The organism is Sphingopyxis fribergensis (assembly GCF_000803645.1).
GTDB lineage: Bacteria > Pseudomonadota > Alphaproteobacteria > Sphingomonadales > Sphingomonadaceae > Sphingopyxis > Sphingopyxis fribergensis.
This window is the reverse complement of sequence record NZ_CP009122.1, coordinates 2,236,575-2,260,162: the sequence shown is the minus strand read 5'-3', so window position 1 is coordinate 2,260,162 and position 23,588 is coordinate 2,236,575. Positions and strand designations below refer to the sequence as shown.

General features: G+C 62.4%; 22 protein-coding genes. 9 read left to right on the top strand and 13 right to left on the bottom strand.

Annotation, left to right across the window (positions count from 1 at the left end):
* Positions 1-73 precede the first annotated feature (73 nt).
* Positions 74-418 (top strand): DNA-directed RNA polymerase subunit omega, encoded by a 345-nt coding sequence (gene rpoZ / locus SKP52_RS10505; protein WP_039574621.1) that lies wholly within the window; start codon positions 74-76, stop codon positions 416-418.
* Between the two features lie 55 nt (positions 419-473).
* Here the strand turns inward: rpoZ and SKP52_RS10500 are convergent, their stop codons facing one another.
* From SKP52_RS10500 to wecB, 13 genes are all read right to left on the bottom strand, one after another.
* Entirely contained in the window at positions 474-1,079 is a 606-nt protein-coding gene (locus SKP52_RS10500; RefSeq protein WP_039574619.1) for a DUF3800 domain-containing protein, read from the bottom strand.
* Positions 1,080-1,087: 8 nt separating this feature from the next.
* Positions 1,088-1,573: a DUF11 domain-containing protein gene (locus SKP52_RS10495; RefSeq protein WP_052208094.1), complete on the bottom strand. Its 486-nt coding sequence runs from the start codon at positions 1,571-1,573 to the stop codon at positions 1,088-1,090.
* A 37-nt stretch (positions 1,574-1,610) separates the two neighbouring features.
* On the bottom strand, positions 1,611-1,934 hold the full coding sequence (locus SKP52_RS10490; protein WP_039574618.1) for a hypothetical protein: 324 nt from the start codon (positions 1,932-1,934) through the stop codon (positions 1,611-1,613).
* Positions 1,935-2,058: 124 nt separating this feature from the next.
* Positions 2,059-4,002, bottom strand: coding sequence for an ATP-dependent zinc metalloprotease FtsH (gene ftsH / locus SKP52_RS10485; RefSeq protein WP_039574616.1), 1,944 nt, complete (start codon positions 4,000-4,002; stop codon positions 2,059-2,061).
* Between the two features lie 82 nt (positions 4,003-4,084).
* Entirely contained in the window at positions 4,085-5,089 is a 1,005-nt protein-coding gene (gene tilS / locus SKP52_RS10480; RefSeq protein WP_081997289.1) for a tRNA lysidine(34) synthetase TilS, read from the bottom strand.
* Entirely contained in the window at positions 5,043-5,990 is a 948-nt protein-coding gene (locus tag SKP52_RS10475) for a tol-pal system YbgF family protein (protein WP_052208090.1), read from the bottom strand. Before SKP52_RS10475 ends, tilS begins: the two co-directional genes overlap by 47 nt.
* A 115-nt stretch (positions 5,991-6,105) precedes the next feature.
* Positions 6,106-6,969, bottom strand: coding sequence for a helix-turn-helix domain-containing protein (locus SKP52_RS10470; protein ID WP_039574614.1), 864 nt, complete (start codon positions 6,967-6,969; stop codon positions 6,106-6,108).
* Between the two features lie 265 nt (positions 6,970-7,234).
* Positions 7,235-8,536, bottom strand: a complete 1,302-nt coding sequence (hslU, locus tag SKP52_RS10465) for an ATP-dependent protease ATPase subunit HslU (protein ID WP_039574612.1) — start codon at positions 8,534-8,536, stop codon at positions 7,235-7,237.
* A 4-nt stretch (positions 8,537-8,540) separates the two neighbouring features.
* Positions 8,541-9,107 carry an ATP-dependent protease subunit HslV gene (gene hslV / locus SKP52_RS10460; RefSeq protein WP_039574611.1) on the bottom strand — a complete coding sequence of 189 codons (567 nt, stop codon included), beginning with the start codon at positions 9,105-9,107 and terminating at the stop codon, positions 8,541-8,543.
* Between the two features lie 58 nt (positions 9,108-9,165).
* A complete protein-coding gene (locus SKP52_RS10455) occupies positions 9,166-10,233 on the bottom strand; it encodes a mannose-1-phosphate guanylyltransferase/mannose-6-phosphate isomerase (protein WP_039574609.1) in 1,068 nt (355 codons plus the stop codon).
* Between the two features lie 26 nt (positions 10,234-10,259).
* Positions 10,260-11,072, bottom strand: coding sequence for a class I mannose-6-phosphate isomerase (locus SKP52_RS10450; RefSeq protein WP_039574606.1), 813 nt, complete (start codon positions 11,070-11,072; stop codon positions 10,260-10,262).
* Between the two features lie 98 nt (positions 11,073-11,170).
* A complete protein-coding gene (gene wecC / locus SKP52_RS10445) occupies positions 11,171-12,466 on the bottom strand; it encodes a UDP-N-acetyl-D-mannosamine dehydrogenase (protein WP_039580634.1) in 1,296 nt (431 codons plus the stop codon).
* The gene (gene wecB, locus SKP52_RS10440) at positions 12,456-13,526 is read right to left on the bottom strand and encodes a non-hydrolyzing UDP-N-acetylglucosamine 2-epimerase (RefSeq protein ID WP_052208935.1); all 1,071 of its coding nucleotides are present in this window, start codon (positions 13,524-13,526) and stop codon (positions 12,456-12,458) included. Before wecB ends, wecC begins: the two co-directional genes overlap by 11 nt.
* Before the next feature lie 320 nt (positions 13,527-13,846).
* Between wecB and SKP52_RS10435 the strand changes: the two genes are divergently transcribed.
* The 8 genes from SKP52_RS10435 (at position 13,847) to SKP52_RS10400 (ending at position 23,579) form a co-directional block, all read left to right on the top strand.
* A complete protein-coding gene (locus tag SKP52_RS10435) occupies positions 13,847-14,623 on the top strand; it encodes a metallophosphoesterase family protein (protein WP_039574603.1) in 777 nt (258 codons plus the stop codon).
* Positions 14,624-14,921: 298 nt separating this feature from the next.
* Positions 14,922-15,545 (top strand): polysaccharide biosynthesis/export family protein, encoded by a 624-nt coding sequence (locus SKP52_RS10430; RefSeq protein ID WP_228383891.1) that lies wholly within the window; start codon positions 14,922-14,924, stop codon positions 15,543-15,545.
* Between the two features lie 148 nt (positions 15,546-15,693).
* On the top strand, positions 15,694-17,058 hold the full coding sequence (locus tag SKP52_RS10425; protein ID WP_228383890.1) for an O-antigen ligase family protein: 1,365 nt from the start codon (positions 15,694-15,696) through the stop codon (positions 17,056-17,058).
* A 335-nt stretch (positions 17,059-17,393) separates the two neighbouring features.
* A complete protein-coding gene (locus SKP52_RS10420; RefSeq protein ID WP_160292388.1) occupies positions 17,394-18,389 on the top strand; it encodes a hypothetical protein in 996 nt (331 codons plus the stop codon).
* A 189-nt stretch (positions 18,390-18,578) separates the two neighbouring features.
* On the top strand, positions 18,579-20,777 hold the full coding sequence (locus SKP52_RS10415) for a GumC family protein (protein ID WP_039574600.1): 2,199 nt from the start codon (positions 18,579-18,581) through the stop codon (positions 20,775-20,777).
* Positions 20,778-20,900: 123 nt separating this feature from the next.
* Positions 20,901-21,959, top strand: a complete 1,059-nt coding sequence (locus SKP52_RS10410; RefSeq protein ID WP_039574598.1) for a Gfo/Idh/MocA family protein — start codon at positions 20,901-20,903, stop codon at positions 21,957-21,959.
* Positions 21,960-21,977: 18 nt separating this feature from the next.
* Entirely contained in the window at positions 21,978-22,448 is a 471-nt protein-coding gene (locus SKP52_RS10405) for an acyltransferase (RefSeq protein ID WP_039574595.1), read from the top strand.
* Between the two features lie 18 nt (positions 22,449-22,466).
* On the top strand, positions 22,467-23,579 hold the full coding sequence (locus SKP52_RS10400; RefSeq protein ID WP_039580627.1) for a DegT/DnrJ/EryC1/StrS family aminotransferase: 1,113 nt from the start codon (positions 22,467-22,469) through the stop codon (positions 23,577-23,579).
* Positions 23,580-23,588: the final 9 nt, after the last annotated feature.

Here is a 23,588-nt window from a genome sequence, read left to right as displayed (position 1 = left end):
GGTCTGCTAGCGCGCAGCGCTTGCTGCCACGCCCCTCCAAAGGGCTGGCCTCTCCTATACCTAAGGAAACAATATGGCCCGCGTTACCGTCGAGGATTGCGTCGACAAAGTTCCCAACCGTTTCGACCTGGTCCTGCTCTCGGCGCACCGTGCGCGCGAGATTTCGGGTGGTTCGGAGCTGACCGTCGACCGCGACCGCGACAAGAATCCGGTTGTCGCGCTGCGCGAGATCGCCGAACAGACCGTGCGTCCGAAGGACCTCAAGGAAACGCTGGTCGTTTCGATGCAGAAGGTCGTCGTCGACGATGACGATACGCCCGATGAAATCAGCTCGATCAGCCGCTCGGCCGAAGCACTTCGCCTGACCGCCGCCGCGCCCCCGCGCAGCCCCGCGGGCGGTGGCAGCGACTTCGAATAAGCGCGACACAATGTGATCACCAAGGGGGCCGCAGGAAACTGTGGCCCTTTTTGTGTCAGTCGACCTGCGTCAGCTCGGCGACGCGGATCGCCTTCGACGCCAGCATCGGTTCGATGATCCTTTGGATGCGATAGGCGCGCGGCGAGCCGACGGTGATGTTGAACAGGCTGTTGGCGATCACATCGGCGATCTGCACCCCGTCGCTGCGTTTGCTGTCGGCCAACGACGCGCGGCCCCATTGGCCGAGCCCCGCCTGTATCTCTTCCCGCACAATCGAAAGAATTTTCGGATCATAGCGCCCGTCGTCGATCACCACATCGGTACAGACGCCGCCGGTTTCGGGCAGCCAGTGACCCACCGCGCTGTTGAGCAACGCGCCATAAAGCGCGAGGTCGCTGGGGAGGGTGCCGCCGGGGTTCTGCGCGAGCTTGTCGCGTTCGGCGACGGCGACCCACGCGCGGCCGCCGGCGCGGTCGAAGAGTTCGAGCAGATAGGCGCGCTCGACGAGGCTGATGCGGCTGCCTTTCAACTCGCCACGCAGCCCGGTCACGCTGCGAAAGCGTAGGTGGATGTCGGCTGCGGCCTTGGGGGTCAGCATGACGGCGGAAAAGGTCATCACGCCGGTGTTGAGACCGCCCGATTCATCGCAATAGATCGTCATCTAGCGGATCACCGAACCCGCCCGAAAAAGGCGACCGATCGGCTTTGGCCGGGCGCGATCGCATCGGGCCACAGCCAGCGAACATGGGTCACGTCGGCGGCAGTGGCGGGACGGGGGGCTGCACCGTCGACGGACACCGTGAGCGCCGCGAGTGCGCCGAACGTTTTGCCGCCGTCGGTCGAGACGCCGAACCCTGTCGTATCGGCCGTGTCGTCGAACATCAGGCCTTCGGGGATTGGATTGACCAGATTGACCCCCGCTGCGGGGGCGGCGCCATTGTTGGTGAAAGTGAGGGCAACGCGGACGCGGTCGCCGGGAACAACCACATCGGGTGTGACATAGGTCTTTTTCGGTGGTTGGCCCTCGGAAGTCGGGGTCGATTTTTCGAGTTCGATCTTGCTCGTCAGTGCGCCGGTTCCCTGCGCCACCACGGGTTGAGTGCTCACCGCGAGAAGGGCCGCAAAGGCCAGGCCATTCCACATTTTGCCGATCATCGCCGTCTCCTTTGGTCCTTGTCGTACCATTGGCGCATCAGGCGGGGCAGGGATAGCGTTTCTTCATCAGCGCATCGAACGCCGAATAGACGCTGACCGATTTGCGAACCTGCACCGGATAGCGGCGCAAATGCGCAAGCCATTCATCGGGTGACAGCGACCCCGATTCGGGCGGACAACTGGTGGTTCGGCGACCCGCCTTGCGATCGGCGTCGATCCGCGCCTTGTAGCGTTTGCCCGCCGCGATCACTTCGCCCTTGAGCTGATTCCCTTGCGGGGTCGCGAGCGCGAGCGGTCCCAGTCGCTCAAGCGACGACGCGCGAGCAAGGAAGGCGGCAACGCTCATGTCGCCGGGTGCCATCGCGCACAAAAAGGGGGCTGCAAGTAGGGGGGGCAAGACGCGGGCATATGTCCATTTGGTCATATGCCGCAACTTGCCCCCAGCCAATGAATAGTCCCTGAATCTAAGAGGCTAGGCAGTAAGTCTACGCCCCCTGAGGATTGACATCGCCGAAGGGGCGTGGCTTGCGCTTGATCTGCGGGATGCCGCCGGCATGGCCCGACACGGGGGTGCCACGCTTGCCGGCTTCGTCTTCGCGGCCAATGTCTTCACCCTTGATCGCGCGCTTCGATTCTTCGCCCGACAGCGTCTCATATTCGAGCAGCGCGCCGGCGAGCAGATGAAGCTCGTCGATATTGTCGGTGAGCACCTTGCGCGCGACCTTCTCGCCTTCCTCGACGAGGCGGCGCACTTCGGCGTCGATCAGCTTGGCGGTCTCTTCCGACATATTCTGCGCGCGCGAAACGCTGTGGCCAAGGAACACCTCGTCCTGGTTGTCGCGATAGCGCAGCCAGCCGAGCTTTTCGGACATGCCATATTCCATGACCATCGAACGCGCCATGTCGGTGGCCTGCTGGATGTCGTTCGACGCGCCGGTGTTGAGCTCGTCCTTGCCGTAGATCAACTGTTCGGCGATGCGGCCGCCAAAGCAGAGCGCAAGGCGCGCCTTCATCTGCTTCATATTGGTCGAGTAACGATCGCGCTCGGGCAGGTTCCATGTCACGCCCAGCGCGCGGCCGCGCGGAATGATCGTCACCTTGTGAAGCGGATCGCAGCCGTCGACGTGCAGCGAGACGAGCGCGTGGCCGGCCTCGTGATAGGCGGTGGAGCGCTTCTCGTCCTCGGTCATGACCATCGAGCGACGTTCGGCGCCCATCATAACCTTGTCCTTCGCCTCTTCGAACTCGTCGTTGGCGATCAGGCGCTTGCCCTTGCGCGCCGCGAGCAGCGCCGCTTCGTTGCAAAGATTGGCCAGATCGGCGCCCGAGAAGCCGGGCGTTCCGCGCGCGACGCGGCGGAGGTCGACGTCGGGTGCCAGCGGCTTCTTGCGCGTGTGGACTTCGAGGATCTTCTGGCGGCCCTCGATGTCGGGGCGCGGCACGACGACCTGGCGGTCGAAACGGCCCGGACGCAGTAGCGCCGGGTCGAGCACGTCGGGGCGGTTCGTCGCCGCGACGATTATGATGCCTTCGTTCGCTTCGAAACCGTCCATTTCGACGAGCAGCTGGTTCAGCGTCTGTTCGCGTTCGTCGTTGCCATTGCCGAGGCCGGCGCCGCGGTGGCGGCCGACGGCGTCGATTTCGTCGATGAAGACGATGCACGGCGCGTTGCGTTTTGCCTGTTCGAACATGTCGCGGACGCGGCTGGCGCCGACGCCGACGAACATTTCGACGAAGTCCGAACCCGAAATGGTGAAGAAGGGAACGCCGGCTTCGCCAGCGATTGCGCGAGCAAGAAGCGTCTTACCCGTACCCGGCGAACCGACAAGTAGTGCACCCTTCGGAATCTGGCCGCCGAGTTTGGAAAATTTCGTTGGATCGCGCAGGAACTCGACGATTTCTTCGAGTTCCTCGCGCGCCTCGTCGATGCCGGCGACGTCGTCGAAGGTGACTCGGCCCTGTTTTTCGGTCAGCATCTTCGCGCGCGACTTGCCAAAGCCCATCGCGCCCGAGCCATTATTCTTCTGGACCTGCCGGAACACGAAGAAGGCGATGCCGAGGATCAGGATGAACGGCAGCGATTGCATCAGCAAATAGACCCAGAGATTCCCGGTGTCCGGCGCTTTGCCGTCATATTTGACGCCATTGTCGTTGAGCAACTTCAGCAGTTCGGGATCGCGCACGATGTTCGCGCTGAAACGGTCGCCGTTCGATAGCGTACCCGTTGCCTTGTCTTCGGACAGGACCACGTCCTTGACGCTGCCTTCCTCGATCTTTTGGCGGAATTCCGAATAGGCAAGCGGACTGCCGACAGGCTGCGAAGCACCACCGAACATCGAGGCGACGAGGAGCATGGCAAGCAGGATGCCGCTCCAGATCATCACACTCTTCATCCAGGGGTTGCCCTGCGGTTCCTTGTCGTCCTGCATGCGGATACTTTCCTAAACGGCGCAGCCCTGCGCTCCTATCCCGTACAAGATAGGATAATCGGGTTAAATGACAATGAGGCAATCAGGCCTTTTTCGACGCACTCCGTCGCGGGGCCTCAGAAATTCGCCAAATCGTCCCCTCAAGGCCGTGTACCGCGTCGATCAGCAGCGCGCCGACCATTGCGCGGCGGCCTTCATGCATCGCCGCGATCACGCCATCGAGCGCCGCGCCGCGCAATACGAGCTGGGGCGCATTGGCGCGCAGCCGCTGTGCGACGATGCGGCGGAACATCTCGGGCGGATAGCCGTCGTCGCGGATCACGGCGACGTCGGACGCGTCGGGCCAGGATGCGATCAGCCGCTCGACCGCCCAATCGAGCGCCTCGTCCGCCTCGGCGAGCCACGCCGCCGATCTCACCGCAGCGACCGGATCGAGCGCGGTCTGCGCGCGCAGCGCATGGCGTAGCCGTGCACGGTCGAAGCGATTGTCGCTGTTCGACGGATCGTCGACGAAAGGCAGGTCGTTTTCGAGCGCGAGGTCGACGAGCTCGCCGCGTCGCCAATGAAGCAAGGGGCGCACGATCAGGCCATTCTTCGCGCGGATCGCGGCGAGGCCGCCGACGCCGCTGCTGCGATTGAGCCGCATCACCATTGTCTCGAGCTGGTCATCGGCGTGGTGCGCGGTGACGATGTGGTCCAGCGCATTGGCTTCGCGCCATTGTTCGAGCAGGCGATATCGTTCGGTGCGCGCCGCGGCTTGCTGCGATCCCCTGATCGGCGCCAGTGGGCGCAGCGTCGAATGCGGGATATGTTCGCGTTCGCAAAAGCCCGCGACCATTCGCGCCTCTTCGTCCGACCCCTTGCGTAGCCCATGATCGACCGTCGCTGCCCAGACCTGTCCGGGCAGCAGCGACGCCATCAGCCAAAGCAGCGCCATGCTGTCGGGGCCGCCGGACACGGCGACGCCATAATGGAAGCGGTGCCACTCGGACCCGACGAGCTGGGCGAGATCGCCCGCCAGCCGGTCCACGGCGTCGCGGTCAGCAGCCTGCTTTTGTTTTTGCGGCGGCAGCATCGGTCCGGACATCCTGCGGCGCCTTGTCGCCATAGACTTCATCAAGTTCGCGGAACGCCTTGCAGGCGTCGGCCTTGCGGCCGAGCTTGTCGAGCGCGACGCCCATGTACATCAGGCTGTGCGGCGCGCGCGCGCCGCTCGGGCGATCCTTGTAATTATTGTAAAAGGCGACCGCGGCGAGGCTCGGTTTGCCTTCGTCGAGATAGGCGCGGCCGAGCAAGTTCTGTGCAAAGCTCGCCTGGCTGCTCTTCGGCCATTTGGTAACGACGGTCTTCAGCTGCGCTTGCGCTTCGGGATAAAGCTTGGCTTCCCACAGGCGATAGCCATAGTCGTAGGCGTCCTTGGTCTCGTTGCCGCTCGCTGGAACCTCGACTTTCTTGACGAGTGCCAGCCGCGCGGCGTCGGTGGTCGCGGGTTTTGCCGCAGGCTTGTCGGCGGGTTTCTTCACTGGGGTTGCGGCCACCGTGGTCGCGGCCACCGGCGGCTTCACGGTTGGGGCGAGACCCGCGGGGGTCGCGGTTGGTGCAGCTTCGGCTGCCGGGTCGGCGAAACGCTTGTCCATTTCGGCCTTGTACGCCGTGAACTGTTTTTCCAGCTCGCGCAGATGGAAGGCATTTTGCTCGGTCTGGCCAGTCAGCGTTTGCAACTGCGATTCGAGCGCATCGACGCGCGCGGTCAGGTCGATGACCGGGGCGTTGGTTCGTGCGCGTTCGCCGGGGGTGTTGTCGGGCGCGATCTCGCCTTCGAAGAAGGTCGGGCTGCCGCCGGGGAAGACCGACCGCTGGACTGCGCGCATTTCCTTCTCAAGCCGTTCGACCCGCTTGACGACCGCAGTATCCTGCGCCGCGGCGGGCATCGCCGCGACGAGCGCAATCGTTGCCGCTCCAAGGAAAGTGATCTGACGCATCTTCATATGCCGTTAGGTCCTCGACTATTAACCAATTTCGCCACCCATAACGCGGCAAAGCGCCGCAGCGCAAACCCAATTCGGCGCACTGCAGCTTCGACCGGCCCGAATGATATAGGGGTCAACCCTTGGGGCGCGGACCCGCAATCGGGGCAGTGGCGTTCGCGGCACCACTGCCTTCGGCGCGCGCCACCAGATCAGCGGGCTTCAGCGAGACATTTTTGACGAGGGTATCGGCGGCGCCGATCGAGCCGACGTCGCGACCACCGACGGTGACCTTGAGCGCCTGCGGAATGCTGGTGCGCAGCGTGAACTGTTCGACATATTCGGGCGGTACCTGATAGGTCTCGCCCGCGTCGAGCGTGCGCCAATTCTCGGTCTTCCCCGTTGCGTCGTCGAAACCGATCCAGACTTCAGAAAGGCCCGTGAGGACGACAGGCGCATTCGCCGCGACGGCGGCCTGGCTGCCGGTCTTGGTCGCGGGCGTCGCCGCCGCGTCGTTCTGTGGCGCTTCAGATGCATCGGCATCGCGGTTCTGCGCCGCGATCAGCGCCTCATCGGGCTCGACCGACAGGAAGCGCCATACGCCGTAAGCCGACGCGAGCAGCAGGGTAACAATGACCAGCGTCCAGGTCAGTCGCGCGGTGGGCAGGCGTGCAGGATCGGTTGGCTCATAGGCTTCGTACAGCGGACGCGATCCATATGCGTCCTCATCGAGTTCCTGACGTATTGCGGCCCCGACTTCGGCTTCGGGAAGGTCGACGGCGCGGGCGTATGCGCGAGCGAAGCCAGTGACATAAGTCCGACCCGGAAGTTCCGAATAATCCGACTTTTCTATCGCCGCCAGATGGCGCTGGGTGATGCGCGTGCGCGTCGCGACATCGGCAAGGGAGAGCCCCGCGGCCTCGCGCGCCAGCCGAAGCCGATCGCCAGTACGCGTGATCGCCAGCTCGCCCTGTTCCGGGGCGACGTCCTCATCTGCCATTACTGTCTCCGTGCCGGTCGTTTGACCCAGATCGACCGTGTCACCCGTTCATCGCATTGACGGCGCGGGAAAGTCAAATGAAGTTCGGTAAACGGACGGTTTGAAAAGATGCAGAAACAGGACGGTGTGGGGCGTGGGATCGGTTCGCGGTCCGGCGTACGAAAGGCAGCTTTGGGGGTGGTGAGGGGACCTAGAAGATCCTCCCCATCGCAAGTCGATAGGGAGATATGTATGTCCGCATTCGGTCGTTGGCCGACCTCAGGGTCTAAAGCACATATTTGCTGAGATCAGTGTCGCCCACGATCTCAGAAAGCTGACGTTCGACATAGGCCGCATCGATTTCGAGCGTCGTGCCGCCGACGTCTTCAGCGGTGAAGCTGATTTCCTCGACAAGCCGCTCCATGATCGTCTGGAGACGGCGCGCGCCGATATTCTCGACCTTCTCGTTGACCTCGGCCGCGAGCTTAGCGACACGTGCGATGGCGTCGTCGGTGAAGTTCAGCGTCACGCCTTCGGTCCCCAGAAGCGCTACATATTGTTCGGGCAGGCCAGCCTTGGTCTCGCTGAGGATGCGGACGAAATCCCCCTCGGTCAGCGCGCCGAGTTCGACGCGGATGGGCAGGCGACCCTGGAGTTCGGGAAGCAGATCGCTGGGTTTGGCGACATGGAAGGCGCCCGACGCGATGAACAGAATATGGTCGGTTTTCATCGGACCATATTTGGTCGCGACGGTCGTGCCCTCAATCAGCGGAAGCAGGTCGCGCTGGACGCCCTCGCGGCTTACCGATCCGCCGCGCACGTCGCTGACCGCGATCTTGTCGATCTCGTCGAGGAAGACGATGCCGTTCGCTTCGGCATCGGCGAGCGCGATCCGCGCGACGTCGTCCTGGTCGAGACGCTTGTCCTGCTCTTCTTCGATCAGCCGCGTTGCGGCCTCGATCACCTTGAGCTTGCGGCGCTTCTTGGGCGCGCCGCCCATCGCCTTGCCGAGCATGTCCGACAGGTTGATCATGCTCATCTGTCCCGGCTGGCCGGGCAGTTCGAACGGCATGCTCGGGGCGTCGGCGATCTCGATTTCGACCTCGCTGTCATCGAGATGGCCTTCGCGGATGCGTTGGCGGAAGCTCTGGCGCGTCGCCTCGCTCGCGCCCTTGCCGGTGAGTGCATCGAGCAAACGCTCCATCGCGGCCTCCTCGGCGGCGGCGCGCACCGCTTCGCGGCGGCGGTCCCTCTCAAGCCGCACGGCTTCTTCGACGAGGTCGCGGGCGATCTGTTCGACGTCGCGGCCGACATAGCCGACCTCGGTGAATTTTGTCGCCTCGACCTTGATGAAGGGGGCATCGGCGAGCTTCGCCAGGCGGCGCGAAATCTCGGTCTTGCCGCAGCCGGTGGGGCCGATCATCAGGATATTCTTGGGGCTCACCTCGTCGCGGAGGTCGGCTGAAAGCTGCTGGCGGCGCCAGCGATTGCGCAGCGCCACCGCGACCGCGCGCTTGGCGGCGTCCTGGCCGATGATATGCGTGTCGAGGGCAGCGACGATCGCCTTGGGAGTCAGATCCTTGTTCATGTGATTATGCCTGAATTTCGATGATTTCTTGGGTGAACTGGTCGTTGGTATAGACGCAGATGTCGGCCGCGACCTCCATCGCCTTGCGAACGAGCACCGCGGGATCCTTCTCATAATCGACGAGCGCACGCGCCGCCGATAGCGCAAAATTGCCGCCCGATCCGATCGCGGCGATGCCCCCCAGCGGTTCGAGCACGTCGCCGTTGCCGGTGATAACGAGCGTGACCTCCTTGTCGGCGACGATCATCATCGCCTCCAGGTTGCGCAGATATTTGTCGGTGCGCCAGTCCTTGGCGAGCTCGACCGCGGCGCGGAGCAGCTGGCCGTTGTGGCGTTCGAGCTTGGCTTCGAGCCGTTCGAAGAGGGTGAAGGCATCGGCGGTCGCACCCGCGAAGCCGCCGATTACGCTGCCGTCGTGGAGGCGGCGCACCTTGCGGGCGTTGGGCTTCATCACCGTCTGGCCCATCGACACCTGGCCATCGCCGATGATGACGACCTTGTCGGCGCTGCGGGCGGAAAGGATGGTGGTTCCGTGCCAGGGTGCGGCACTTTGCGCATGGGGATTGGTCATGCGGCGGGATATGGGCGATGGCCTCGCGCCCCGCAAGGGGAGGGGGCGGCAGTTCCCGTTAGCGCGAGGGGTTGGCCGCCATATATTCGACGATCGCTTTGACTTCCTGCGCGCGCTCGCGCGGAATGATCAGGATGTCGTCGCCATGCGTGACGACGATGATGTCCGAAACGCCGACGACGGCCACGCGCTTTCCCTCGCACGCGCGCAGGTAGTTATTCGCGGCATCGATCGCGATGACGTTGCCGATGCGCACATTGCCGCTTTCGTCCTTGTCGCCGAGTTCGTGCAACGCTGCCCAGCCGCCGACGTCGGACCAGCCGGGATCGACCGGGGCGACAACCACCTGTTCCGCGCCCTCCATCACCGCATAGTCGATCGAATCCGACGGGCTGGAAAGAAAGGCATCGGTTTCGGGATGGATCCGGACGCCGTCCTGTTGCGCCTTCGCCATCGCAGCCGAGCAGGACGCCGCGATCGCCGGCTGCTGTCTTTCGAGTTCGGCCAGGAACCGATCGGCGCGCATCAGAAAGATACCGGCATTCCAATAATGGCCGCCTTGGGCAAGCATGGCCTCCGCGTTGTCGCGCGGCGGCTTTTCGACGAAGCGGCGGACTTCGAATATGCCCGGCGTCGCGGCGAGCGGCGCACCCGCGGCGATGTAGCCATAGCCGGTTTCGGGATGCGATGGCGCAATCCCGAAGGTGGCGAGCGCGCCGGCTTCGACCGCCGGCATCGCGGCCTCGATGGCGCTCAGGAAGGCGGGTACGTCGGTCATGACATGATCGGCGGGCATGACGAGGATCGTCGCGTCGGGATCGTCGGCAAGCGCCGCGCACGCGGCAAGTGCGATTGCAGGGGCGGTGTTGCGCGCGGCGGGCTCGACGACGATGCGGGCGTCAGCGACACCTGCCGCCAGCAGATCGGCCTCGACATGCGCGACGTGCGCCGGTCCGCAGACGATCATCGGCGCCGCGAAGCGGCTGCGGTCGACCGCGCGGTCGAGCGTTTGCAGGAACATGCTGTCTTTGCCGGTCAGCGGCTGGAACTGTTTCGGCGCGCTATTGGTCGAAACGGGCCAGAGCCGCGTGCCCGAACCCCCCGATAATATGATTGGGATGATCATCTATGGTCTCGTTTTCTCAGGGGATGTCAGGCCGGCCAGCACAGCAGCGCGCGTGCCCCGGGGGCCAGTGCAATGCCGTCGGCGCGGTCGGTCGCGACGCATTCGCCGAGTTTTACATCTTCCCCCGATATGCTGCAGCCCGGTGACAAGGGGGTGAAGGTGAAGTCGGCATCATGTTGCGGAAGCAACCCCGCGGCATCGACGCCCGACAGGTGGAGCAGACGGAAATACGGCCCGTCGACGAGCAGGCGGTTGTCGTTCGCCGCGACACGCCCGTCGCGCGGATCGGGGCGCGGGGCCGTTTCCGACACGGCGAGCCCCGCTTCGAGGTGCAGTTCGCGCGGGCGGCCGTAATCATAGAGGCGGTAGGTGCAATCGACATTCTGTTGCACCTCGACGACGGTCAGCCCGGCGCCGATCGCATGGATCGTGCCCGCTTGGTTATAGACGAAATCGTCGGCGCGGGCGCGCCGCCAGTCGATCATGTCGACGATCGTGCCGTCGAGCGCCGCGTCATGAAGCGCTTCGCGCGTCGTTTCGGCGACCAGCCCGACCCCGAGTTCGGCGTCTGGTTTGGCGTCGAGCACCAACCAGCACTCCTCCTTGCCGCGCGGATAGCCTGCCGCTTGCGCGGCATCGTCGTCAGGGTGAACCTGGATCGACAGGCGTTCGGACGTGAAGAGGAATTTCACCATGATCTGCGCATCATCGCCATCGGGATGGGCAAACCAAATTTCGCCGATGCGGCGGTCGCCGAAGTTACCAAAATCGCCGGGAATATCTGTGCGGCCCCAGGGCTTTTCGACCACAATGGTTTCGAGGCGAGTGAGTTGGTGCATGAGCGTTTGAAACCTGTCGTTCTTTTCGTCGGGACAATGATCGTGGAGATCGTCTCATAACTTAATAACGCTCGCTTCGTTGCGTAACAGCAAGAATGTCAGGCGGCCCGATGCAAACGATTGGTGCCACCGCCGTTCGGCTGGTCGAGCCACAGGCCGCGTGTATCGTAGACGATCTTGTCCCCGCGTTCCTCCATCGGGATTGATTTGAACAGGTCATGGTCGACGAGGACGATCAGCAGATCGCATACAGCGAGGGCGGTATCCAGATCGATCAGTTCGGCTCCGGTTCCGGCGAATTCCATCGGCAGACCCCGAGCATAGGGTTCGACGATCTCGATCTGCTTGCCGAAGCGGCGTGCGAGCGCGGCGGCGATTTCGACCGCAGGGCTTTCGCGGAAATCGTCGATATTGGGCTTGAAGGCGAGGCCGAGGCAGGCGACGCGCGCGTTCGGATGCTGCGACACGAGCATTTCGGCAGCGCCGATGACATGCGCGGTCTTCGCCAGGTTCACCTCGCGCGCGGTGCGGATCAGGCGGCTGTGGTCGGGCGCGCCATGGACGAGGAACCAGGGGTCGACCGCGATGCAATGGCCGCCGACACCGGGGCCGGGCTGGAGGATATTGACGCGCGGATGGCGGTTGGCGAGGCGGATCACCTCCCACACGTCGACGCCCATATGTTCGGCCATCATCGACAGCTCATTGGCGAAGGCGATGTTGACGTCGCGATAGCTGTTCTCGACCAGCTTCACCATTTCGGCGGCGCGCGCCGAGGTCGTGACGCACGCGCCGCGGACGAACTGGCGGTAGAAGGTCATCGCGCGGCGCGCGCAACGTGGGGTGATGCCGCCGATGCAGCGGTCGTTGTCGACCAGCTCGATGAGGATACGCCCCGGCAGCACGCGTTCCGGGCAGTAAGCGACGAAGATGTCGGCGGCGCCGGTGCAGGCGCCGGGTATTTTGAGGTCGGGGCGAAGTTCGGCGAGCAGCGCGGCGATCTTTTCGGTCGTGCCGACAGGCGAGGTCGATTCGAGAATGACGAGATTGCCGACCTGCAATTTGGGCGCGATCGCCCGCGCGGCCGAGAGGACATGGCTGATGTCGGGGCGATGCTCGTCATCGTGCGGGGTAGGGACGGCAATGACGAAGGTGTCGGCGGGCGCGACCTCGGTCGACGCAACAAGCGTTCCGCGCGACACGACGCCCTGGACGAGGCCGTCGAGATCGACTTCCTCGATATGGACTTTGCCGTTGTTCACGGTGTCGACGACATGCTGACTGACGTCGATACCTGTTACCTTGCAGCCCGAACGCGCGATGAGCGCTGCGGTCGGCAGACCGATATAACCAAGCCCGAGGACCGTGACTTTCTGTTCGCTATCAATGGGCACGCGCAATAATCTCCGCAATTCTTTCCGCCGCCTTGCCGTCGCCGAACGGATTATGGGCGCGGGCCATGGCCTCATAGGCGCTTTCATCGTCCAAAAGGCTGAAAATTTCTGAAACGATGCGATTTTTGTCGGTTCCGACAAGCCGCGCGGTGCCCGCCGCGATGCCTTCGGGGCGTTCGGTTGTCTCGCGCATCACCAGTACGGGCTTGCCCAGCGAAGGCGCTTCTTCCTGCACCCCGCCGCTGTCGGTAAGGACAAGGCTGCTCGCGCCGAGCAGGCGGACGAAATGGGGATAGTCGAGCGGATCGATCAGAGCAACATTGGAAAGGCCGCCGAGAATGGGCTCCATTGCGCTGCGCACATGCGGGTTGGGATGGACGGGAAAGATCACCGCGACGTCGGGGCGCGCGGCTATCCCGGCGATGGCATCGGCTATGGCTTTCATCCCGTCGCCAAAATTTTCGCGCCGATGCGATGTGACCGCGATAAGGCGCTTGCCCGCGAAGCGTTCGAGAAGCGGATCGAGACCGGCGGCAAGCGCCGGCTCCTCGCCGATCCGCGTCTGGGTCGCCAGCAGGGCGTCGATCACCGTGTTTCCCGTGACATGAATATGGTTCGCAGGCACGTTTTCAGCGCGCAGCGCGGCTGCGGCGGTCTCGGTCGGCGCGAAATGCAGATCGGCGACGACGCCGGTGACCTTGCGGTTCACCTCCTCGGGCCAGGGGTGATAGATATTGCCGCTGCGCAAACCCGCCTCGACATGTCCGACCGGGATCTTGCGGAAATAGGCGGCGAGCGTCGCCGCCATCGTCGTCAGAGTGTCGCCGTGGACGAGGACGCGGTCGGGCTTTTCGGCATCGAACGCTTCGCCAATGCCCGTGACCAAGCGCGCGAGCAGTGCGTCAAGCGACTGGTTCGGCGTCATCACATCCAGATCGATATCGGGGACAAGTTGAGCGATATCGAGGACCTGGTCGAGCATTTCGCGATGCTGGGCGGTGACACAGAGCCGCACGTCGATGTTCGGCTGCGCACGCAGCGCGTGAACGACGGGGAACATTTTGATCGCCTCGGGGCGGGTGCCGAATACGGTTATGATCTTGGACGGCACGTGGGTCTCGCTCGCAGATGGGTTCGTTTGCCGGCCTTTCGCGAAATTGGCCAGCGTCGGCTGTCCGATAGCGCGAAACTGTTGTAATAGCTTTAACTATGCATAGCGCGTGGGTCACGGCGATCCAGCGCCGTTCATGCCCGTGCAAGGCGGGACCTGCATGAAGGCGCGGAAAGAGTGGCAACCGCGGGCCGCGATTGCTATGGGCCGGCGCCTTTTGCGACGTGTCCCCGGGATCGGACTGGCAGGATAGGGATTATCATCGGGTCATGAGTTTTTTTTCGCGCTTTGCCAGACCGCGCGCCGCGCCGCCGACTTCGCGTGCCGTTCCTGACGGCTCGCTGATCTATGCGATCGGCGACATCCACGGGCGGGACGACCTGTTTGCGGCGTTGCTGGACGAAATCGATGCGGATCGCAGCCGTCGCCCGCACGAGCAGTGCATATTGGTTCTGCTCGGCGACTTGGTCGATCGCGGACCCGATTCGGACAAGGTGATCGACCGCGCGATCGGGCTTCGCGACCGGTTCGACCGGATGCATCACCTGATCGGAAATCACGAGGAATGTATGCTGGCGGCGCTGACCGGAGAGGTCCGGGCACTTCGCTATTTCATCCGAATCGGCGGTGATGCGACCGTGCGCAGCTACTTGCGCGACGACGCACTATATGAGGCGACCAGCTTCGAAGAACTGGCGGACATATTCCCCCGGCGCGTCCCGCAGTCGCATGTCGATTTTCTGGGGTGTGGTGAGGATCTGGTCGAATATGGCGATTATGTCTTTGTCCATGCGGGCGTCCGGCCCGGCGTTGCACTCGACCGGCAAAAGACAAGCGACCTTCGCTGGATTCGCGAAGATTTCCTTGGCAGTGAATCCGAGCATGGCCGGATGGTCGTGCACGGCCACACCATCAGCGAAGATGTCGAACGCAGGGCAAACCGGATCGGCATCGACACCGGCGCCTATGCCACCGGCAAGCTGACAGCCATTGGGCTCAGCAAGTCCGACCATTGGTTTGTACAGGTCCAGCACGAAGCGGCGTAGTGAACGGTAATCCCGGGCCGACTAATACAGGCGTTTTTGACCGCGCGCGTCCATAATCGGACTTGACCGAAATGCCGCGCAAGCTAGTGGACTCTTTATCAACGGCCGATGGCGATATTTCCGCCTGGCGCCGATCACGATATTATTCATTTAAATCAGAGAGAAGAGCTGTCACGCTATGAAGCCGATTTCGAAATGGACCCCGGCTAAGGTTCTTCGTGTGATGGTCCTCTCGGCCGCAATAGTGGCCGTTTCGGCGTGTGGCGGAAAGCCGGCGGTCGGGAATGCAGGCGGTACGATGACCGTCATCGATTCCCTGCCCGAACCAGTGGCACGGCTGGAATCGGGCCAATCTACGCCTTTCAAGCTCGGCGCCGATGATGTTGTGGCTGTGCGCGTATTTGGAAGCCCGGACGCAAGCATCGAGAGCGTCCGGATCGATAAGAGCGGACGATTGTCGGTGCCCGTTGCTGGCGTGATCAATGCAGGCGGCCTGTCGATCGAGGAACTGGAAGCGCAGATTGTCGCACGCCTTCGCGCCAATTATTTTCGTAATCCTCAGGTGTCTGTCAGCCTGTTGGAAGTCGAAAGCGCGAAGCTGACTGTTGATGGCCAAGTCGGGAAGCCCGGTCTTCATCCGGTTGTGCCGAATATGACGCTGATCCAGGCGATTGCGACCGCCGAGGGAACGACCGAGAACGCGCGCTTGAGCGAGGTCGTGATCTTCCGGACGGTAAACGATCAGAAATACGCCGCACTTTATGATCTGCAGGCGATCCGGCGCGGCAATTACGCTGACCCGGCGGTGTTTGCGAATGACAAGATCGTGGTGGGCGATTCGTCCGCACGGCGCTTGTTCCGCGATTTTATCCAGATCATTCCGTTGCTGACAACGCCGATTATCGTGGCATTCCAGAAATAAGGATCGTCCTTTCATTCAAGCCTGATGCCTGGATCGCATAGGCTGCTATGCGTGCCGGCTCCCCAGAGCCAAGTACCAAACTTTGAAATGGATTTGTCGCTTGAAGTCTCCTTCTCATTCGCGTGCCCCCCTTACGCTTCAGTTCTGGTTGCTGGCGTTCTTCCTGGGTCTGGTGTTCCTTATGGGCGGCGCGTCGCGGGTCGATGCCACGTCACTCGTCGTCCTGCGCCCGGTTTCGGTATTGATCTGCGCCGCGGCGCTCTTCACCTTCCGCCGTGAGCATTGGCAGGGCCGCGGCTGGCTCCTCGCGCTGATGGCTGCGATATTTGCGTTGAGCCTGTCCCACGTCATCCCTTTGCCGCCTGCTGTCTGGCAGGCCTTTCCCGGCCGCGCCGAGGTTGCCGAACTCGACCGTCTGGCTGGCCTCGGTGACATCTGGCGGCCGCTCAGCCTGACTCCCATGAATGGCTGGCACGCGTTCGCCTCTTTGTTCGCGCCGCTCGCAGTGATTCTCCTTGGGCTGCAGCTGCGCCGCAATGAGAGTCATCTTTTGCTGATTATTTTGATCGGACTCGGCGTTTTGTCGGGTCTGCTCGGGCTGTTACAGGTCATCGGTGATCCGAATGGCCCGCTTTATCTGTACCGGATCACAAACAATGGTTCGGCGGTCGGATTTTTTGCGAACCGTAACCACGCCGCGCTGATGCTCGCCATGCTTTTTCCGATGCTGGCCATTTTTGCGTCAAATCCTGAGGGAACCATCGACGCTCAGCAGTGGCGCCGGCTGCTCGCGATCTCGCTGGGCGTGGTGCTGCTGCCGCTGATTTTGGTGAGCGGATCGCGTGCAGGGCTGATTTTGACGCTGATCGGATTACTGTCGATCCCGGCGCTGTATCGTCGCCCGGCCGACGGGCGTCAGGTTCGCCGTGGCGGAAAGCGGTTCCAGATCAAGCCGCTCCCCTTGGTCGGCGGGATGGCGGTTCTGGCTCTTGCGATGCTCACCATTGTTTTTTCGCGCGCGCAGTCGATCGAGCGCCTCATGAATCGTGACAGTGCCGACGAAGCCCGCATGGATTTCTGGAAAACTTCGGTCGAACTTTTCTGGAAATATTTCCCGATGGGATCGGGTTCCGGGTCGTTTGCCAATGCGTATCAAGTCATCGAGCCTAACCGCATGTTGGGTCACTTCTTTGTCAACCGCGCCCATAATGACTGGCTGGAAGTGGCTGTGACCTTCGGATTGCCCGCGGTCCTGTTGATGGTTATTTGCGTGTTCGCCTTTTTCCGCGTCACTCTCTCGATATGGCGCCGCCAGCCGGCGACCAGTCGCACGACCCAGTTCGCCCGTCTGGGTTCGGTGATGGTGGCGATGCTCGCCCTTGCCAGCGTCCCTGACTACCCCGTTCGAATTCCGATCATGATGTGCGTCGCCGCCGTGGCGAGCCTCTGGCTTGCCGGGGGCGGAGCCGCGGGCGACCGCGCAAAAGACGCTGCGTGGCAGGGAGGCAAGTGATGGCACCGCTTCACAGCAAACGCCGCCAAAAGCTGATCGCCAATCTTGCGAAGCGGCTTCCCGATCGTCGTGCTATTGCCAAATTCATCGTCTTGGCCGGGGCTGGGCTCGCTGGTGCAGCCGCGGCGTTCGCGCTCGCGGTGTCGGGTGTCGCGCGTCTGAAAGGCCCGGACCGGGCGCTTGCGTTCATCCCTTGGGAAGGCGACGCACTCGCCGCAAAAGCCGATGCGCTTGTAATGTCTGGCAAGAAATTGCCACCCGAAAGGATCGCGGCATGGAGTCTCGCGGCGAGGCGCAACGCACCCCTCAACGGCAAAGCCGTCCGGCTGCTGGCAATGGCGGCCGGTCTCCAGAACAATGAGGCGAGGGCAGAGGCATTGATGGCCAAAGCTGCCGGCCTGTCTCGGCGCGATGTGCTCACTCAGGTATTTCTGGTCGAAATCGCCGCGAAAAACGACGATTTGAAAGGCGCGCTCGCTCATTATGACACGGCGCTGCGTACGAGTTCGTCTGCGCCGCAGATCCTCTACCCGCGCCTGGTGAAGGCGATCGAGGATCCGCGAATTCGGGATGCGCTGAAACCCTACTTCAAGAGCGGCGCTGCGTGGCCGGTGAGCTTCGTGAATTTCGCCAAGGACAGCGCCGACGCGGACATGGGGTCGCTCGTCGATCTGCTGCTGGAAAGCGGCGGTTCGCCCGATCCCCAAGCGCACCGGGAGCAGACCGAGGCGCTCCTTTGGGTGTTGTTTCATCAGCGTAAATATGCCGATCTCGATCGCCTCTTGCGCAGTGTTCCAGGGGTGCCGGCCAATCTCTTGACCCAGGTCGGCCTGGAGTCGCTGGAACGTCGCGGCAGTTTCGGCCCGGCGGCGTGGCAATTGCTGGACGACGCGGAAGCGGGGGCGAATGTCGTTCGCGACGATAATACTAAGCACACCTCGCTCGCTATCTACGCGAATGCAGGTACGACCCGCCCGATCGCGCAAAAGCTCCTGTTTCTTGCGCCGGGGCGATATCGCCTGTCGTTCAAGGTCGCTTCGACGACGCCAGGTGAGGGCCGGTCGGTTGGCTGGTGGCTGCGCTGTATGGAACCCGTGGTTGCACAGCCGCTGTGGCGTCTGGACGCGGCGCGCGGCGGGAAGGGCTCGGATATCGTGATAGGCGCGGGATGCCGCGTGCAACTTCTCCAGCTTCAGGCATCGGGCGGCGGCGGCCAGACCGGTCTTGAGGCAGAGATTTCGGACGTCGTGCTGACCTCGGCAAGCGGAGGAAAGACATTGACCTCAAGTAAGCCCGAAACGGGTCCCAAGGCGGTGGATTCCGGCGAATAGCACGTAGGAAATGTGATGGGATCGGGATGCCGCAGGTGCGAAGAAGAATCAGGAAAATGGTGGCAATGATGTTGGTTATCAGCTAGCGGAAGCGCCGATATGTCGGTGGCGGACGCGTACTATCGCCGCCTCGCGACCGGTCTATTTCGACCATTATATTTAGTTTTGGCCTTCGAGGCAGGGAATAGCATGCTGCAAACAATTAACCCGATGCCTTCCGGGGCGGTCGGCGATATTTCTGACAATCAAGAGGATCAGGCCAGTCTCGCCCCGCCGATCCTTCTTCAATATTGGCAGGTGGTCCTTCGCTGGAAGTGGGTCATCGCGGGTGTCGTGCTTGCCGCGCTGGCAACCGGCCTGCTCGTGACCCTCCTCGCGACGCCGCAATATACGGCGATGTCGCGAATCGAGATCAGTCGCGACCAGAAGAAGGTTACCAACGTTGAAGGTCTGGAATCGGCAGATGCCGGGCGCGACATCGAATTCTATCAGACCCAATATTCGCTGCTGAAAGCGCGGTCGCTTGCCGAGCGAGTTGCGCGACAATTGCGCCTTGCCTCGAACGATGCCTTTTTTGCGGCGCACGACATCAGCCCGGACGAAGGCACACTTTTTTCTGGCGGCAACGGTGGCCGGTTGAGCGCCAGCGAGCGGCAACGGCGTGAAAAGCTTGTCGTAGATCTGCTTCTCGACCATGTTGCCGTCGCACCTATACGCGGCTCGGCGCTGGTTGATATCAGCTATACCAGCGCGTCGCCTGACCTGTCGGCGAAGGTCGCGAACATGTGGACCCAGCAGTTCATTGTTCAAAGCATGGATCGCCGCTTTGCATCTACGGCGGACGCGCGTCAGTTCCTCGAGGGACGCCTCGCCGATCTTCGCCTCCGTCTCGAGACCTCGGAACGCCAGCTCGTAAACTATGCTGCTGAAAAGGGCATCGTGGCGCTGGGCAAGAGCAAGAGTGCCGATGGACGCACCGAAGTAGACCGCACGCTGGTTTCGAGCGATCTCGAAGCACTGAACGAAGCGCTTGCGAAGTCGACGGCGGATCGTATCGCCGCCGAGAGCCGGGCACGCAGCGGCGGCGGTGTTACGGCCGAGGCGCTGGCGAATACCGGGATCAACCAGATTCGCCAGAAGCGCGCGGAAGCCGCTGCCGAATATGCGAAGATGCTGGTTCAATTCGAGCCCGACTATCCGCCGGCCAAGGCGCTTGCAGAACAGATCCGGGCGCTGGATTCGAGTATCGCGCGCGAGGAAGGGCGTGTCTTTTCGAGCCGGTCGACCGAATATCGTGAAGCGGCGGCTCGCGAGAGCGACTTGCGCGCACGCGTCGAGCAGCTGAAAGGACGTATGAGCCAGCAGCAGCGCGACAACATCCAATATAATATTGTTCAGCGTGAGGTCGACACCAACCGCGAACTCTATGATGGCCTTCTTCAGCGCTACAAGGAAATTGGTGTCGCCGGCATCGGCGCGAACAATATCTCGGTGGTGGATGCTGCGAAGACGCCGGACCGGCCTTCGTCGCCGCACTTGCTGCTCAATCTTGCGCTGGCGCTCCTCGCGGGTCTCGGCCTCGCTGCGATCGCAACCATCGCGCTCGACCAGATCGACGAAGGGCTTCGCGATCCGAGCCAGGTTAACCGCCTGCTGCAGGTTCCATTGCTGGGCAGCGTTCCGGAGGCTGGAGAGGGCGACGCGCTCGACCTGCTTCGCGATGCCAAGTCGCCCTTGTCGGAATCCTATCTCAGTATCCGGTCAAACTTGGCATTCTCGACCGATCACGGCGTCCCCAAATCGCTCATGGTCACGAGCACCCGGCCCGCCGAAGGCAAGAGTACGACCAGCCTCGCGCTGGCCACCGTTCTGGGCCGAACCGGCAAGAATGTGTTGCTGATCGATGCGGACATGCGATCGCCTTCGATGCATCAGTTCACGGGCCAGGCCAACAAGGCCGGTCTCAGCAACTTCCTTGCGGGCGACAATGATTGGCAGCAGTTGGTCGTTAACACTGATGCAAAGGGGCTGAGCCTGTTGCCGGCAGGACCGATGCCGCCTAGCGCCGCCGAACTGCTGAGCAGCGATCGTATGCTCCTCCTCGTCGACCACGCGCTCAAGCACTACGACCATGTCGTGATCGATTCTCCGCCGATTCTCGGTCTGGCTGATGCACCGCTGCTGGCGCGCGCGGTCGAAGGTTGCATTTTCGTGGCCGAAGCCGAGGGCGTCGCGGTTCGCGGTATCAAGGCGTCGCTCGGACGGCTCCATGCGGTGCACGCCCATGTCTTCGGTCTTATCCTGACCAAGCTGAGGCATCGTCAGGCGGGCTATGGCTATGGTTACGGCTATGGCTATGGCTATGGCACGGATGGGGCAGAGAGCTGAGAGAGGCGGTCGGCAATCGATCACCACTCATTGATCAGATCGCGAAGTCAGCGGTGTGTCTTTGACACCGGATGGGGATTTCGCCTTTTTGGCATATCCCATTGAAATCACTAAAGGTTGACGATGATTAAATTGGCGTTGGTTGGTTGCGGTCGGATCGCGAAGCGGCATTCGGAATTGCTGGGCAATCAGCAGATCGAGAATGCCGGGCTCGCGGCGGTCTGCGACATTGTCGAGGCAAAGGCGCGGGTGATCGGGGAGCAGTTCGGCGTGCCCTGGTTCACCGACATGCACAAAATGGCGCGTGAGGCGGACATCGATGCGTTCGTGGTGCTGACCGAGAGCGGCAATCATGCGTCGAATGTCATCGAATTGGCGCCCTATGGTAAACATATCATCGTCGAAAAGCCGATGGCGCTGACCCTGACCGACGCCGATCATATGATCGCGGCTTGCGACGAAGCCGGGGTGAAATTGTTTGTGGTCAAGCAGAACCGTTTCAACGTTCCCGTGGTCAAGCTACGCGAGGCGTTGAAAGTCGGCAGGTTCGGCAAACTTGTCATGGGAACGGTGCGCGTGCGCTGGTGCCGTCCGCAGGCCTATTATGACCAGGACGCCTGGCGCGGTACCTGGGCGCTCGATGGTGGCGTCCTGACCAATCAGGCCAGCCACCATGTCGACCTGCTCGAATGGATGATGGGCGATGTCGTGTCGGTGTCAGCGATGAGTGCGACGCGCCTTGTCGATATCGAGGCCGAAGACACGGCTGCGGTGATCCTGACCTTCGCCAACGGCGCGCTCGGCATCATAGAGGCGACCGGCGGGACGCGTCCCAAGGATCTCGAAGGGTCGATTTCCATCCTTGGCGAGGGCGGCACGGTCGTGATCGGCGGTTTCGCGGTGAACAAGCTCGAGACCTGGAATTTCCTCGATGCCGGCCCCGAAGACGCCGACGTGATCGAGAAATATTCGGTCAATCCGCCCAGTGTGTACGGGTTTGGGCATCAGGCCTATTACGAACATGTCGTCGATGTGATCCGCAACGGGGGCCCCCAGCTGGTCGACGGAATTCAGGGGCGACGCAGCCTCGAGCTGATCTCTGCCATCTATGAATCGATCGAAACAGGGCGGCGTGTCGATCTCCGTTTCAATCCCAAGGTAGCCAAGCTCGGCCGCGGCTGAGGCGGGTGGAGTGAGAGAATGACCGGTAGCGTCAATCGCAAGGCAGTTGGCATCGTCAATGTGATCTGCGGTGCCAATGTCACGGTCGTCGAGCCGTCAAACGTCTATGGCTGCACCGTCGGCGACGATGTTTTCATTGGTCCCTTTGTCGAAATCCAGAAGGACGTCAGGATTGGCGCGCGAACCCGGGTTCAAAGCCACAGCTTCATTTGCGAGCTGGTGACGATGGGCACCGACTGTTTCGTCGGTCATGGCGTCATGTTTGTGAACGACCGTTTCGCGAGCGGGGGCCCCGCGCGGGGCAACAAGAGCAAATGGGAATCCACCTCGATTGGCGATCGCGTGTCGATCGGTTCGAACGCGACGATCATGCCGGTGACGATTTGCGACGATGTCGTGATCGGCGCTGGATCGGTCGTCACAAAATCTATCGTCCAGCCCGGTACCTACGCCGGCAATCCGGCGCGCCTCCTGCGCCACCACAGCTAAGTGCTGACTGGAGAAGCCATGTCCATTCCTTTCGTTGACCTCCATGCGCAATATCTGTCGCTTAAGGACGAGATCGACGGCGCTATTGCGCGGGTGATCGCGGCAAGCAGCTTTGTCCGCGGTCCCGACGTCGAACTGTTCGAAAGCGAATATTCGGCGTTGATGGGGGCGAACCATACCGTGTCGTGCGCGAATGGCACCGACGCGATCTATATCGCGATGAAGGCGCTCGGCATCAAACCCGGCGATGAGGTGATCACGACCGCGCAGTCGTGGATATCGACTTCGGAGACGATCGGGCAGCACGGCGCAAAACCGATTTTCGTCGATATCGACCCCGTCACATCAACGATCGATGTGTCGAAAATAGCCGAAAAGATCACGAACCGCACTGTCGGCATGATCCCCGTGCACCTGTATGGCCAGATGGCGGACATGCCCGCGATCATGGCAATTGCCGAAAAGCACGGCCTGTGGGTGATCGAGGATTGCGCGCAGGCGCACCTCGCCACGATCGACGGCCGCAAGGCCGGCAGCTTTGGCCATATCGCGACCTGGTCCTTCTATCCGGGCAAGAATCTCGGTGCGATGGGCGATGCCGGGGCGATCACCACCAACGACGCCGCGCTGGCGCGCCACATGGCCTGCTTTGCGCGTCATGGCGGCCTGGTGAAGGGCGATCATGAGATGGAGGGCATCAACTCGCGCCTCGACGGAATCCAGGCCGCCATCCTCAACGTTAAGCTGCCGCATCTGGCCGGCTGGACCGAACGCCGCCGCGCAGTGGCAAAGCGGTACGACGCGTTGCTCGCAGACGTTCCAGGCATCGTCACGCCCACCGAAGTCGCCGGGCGCGAACATGTCTATCACCTCTATGTGATCGAGACCGACGATCGCGACGGCCTTGCTGCTGCGCTGAAGGGTCGCGGTGTTCCCACCGTAGTCAACTACAAGCGGTCGCTGCCCTTTCTCCCTTGCTACGCGCACCTGGAGCACCGACCGGAGGATTTCCCGGTCGCGCATCGGCTGCAAGGCCGCATCCTTTCGCTTCCGATCTATGCCGAACTGACCGTGGCGCAGCAGGATCAGATTGCGGCTGCTCTGCATGAGGTGGCGGCCGCCGTTGCATGAGTGAGCGAC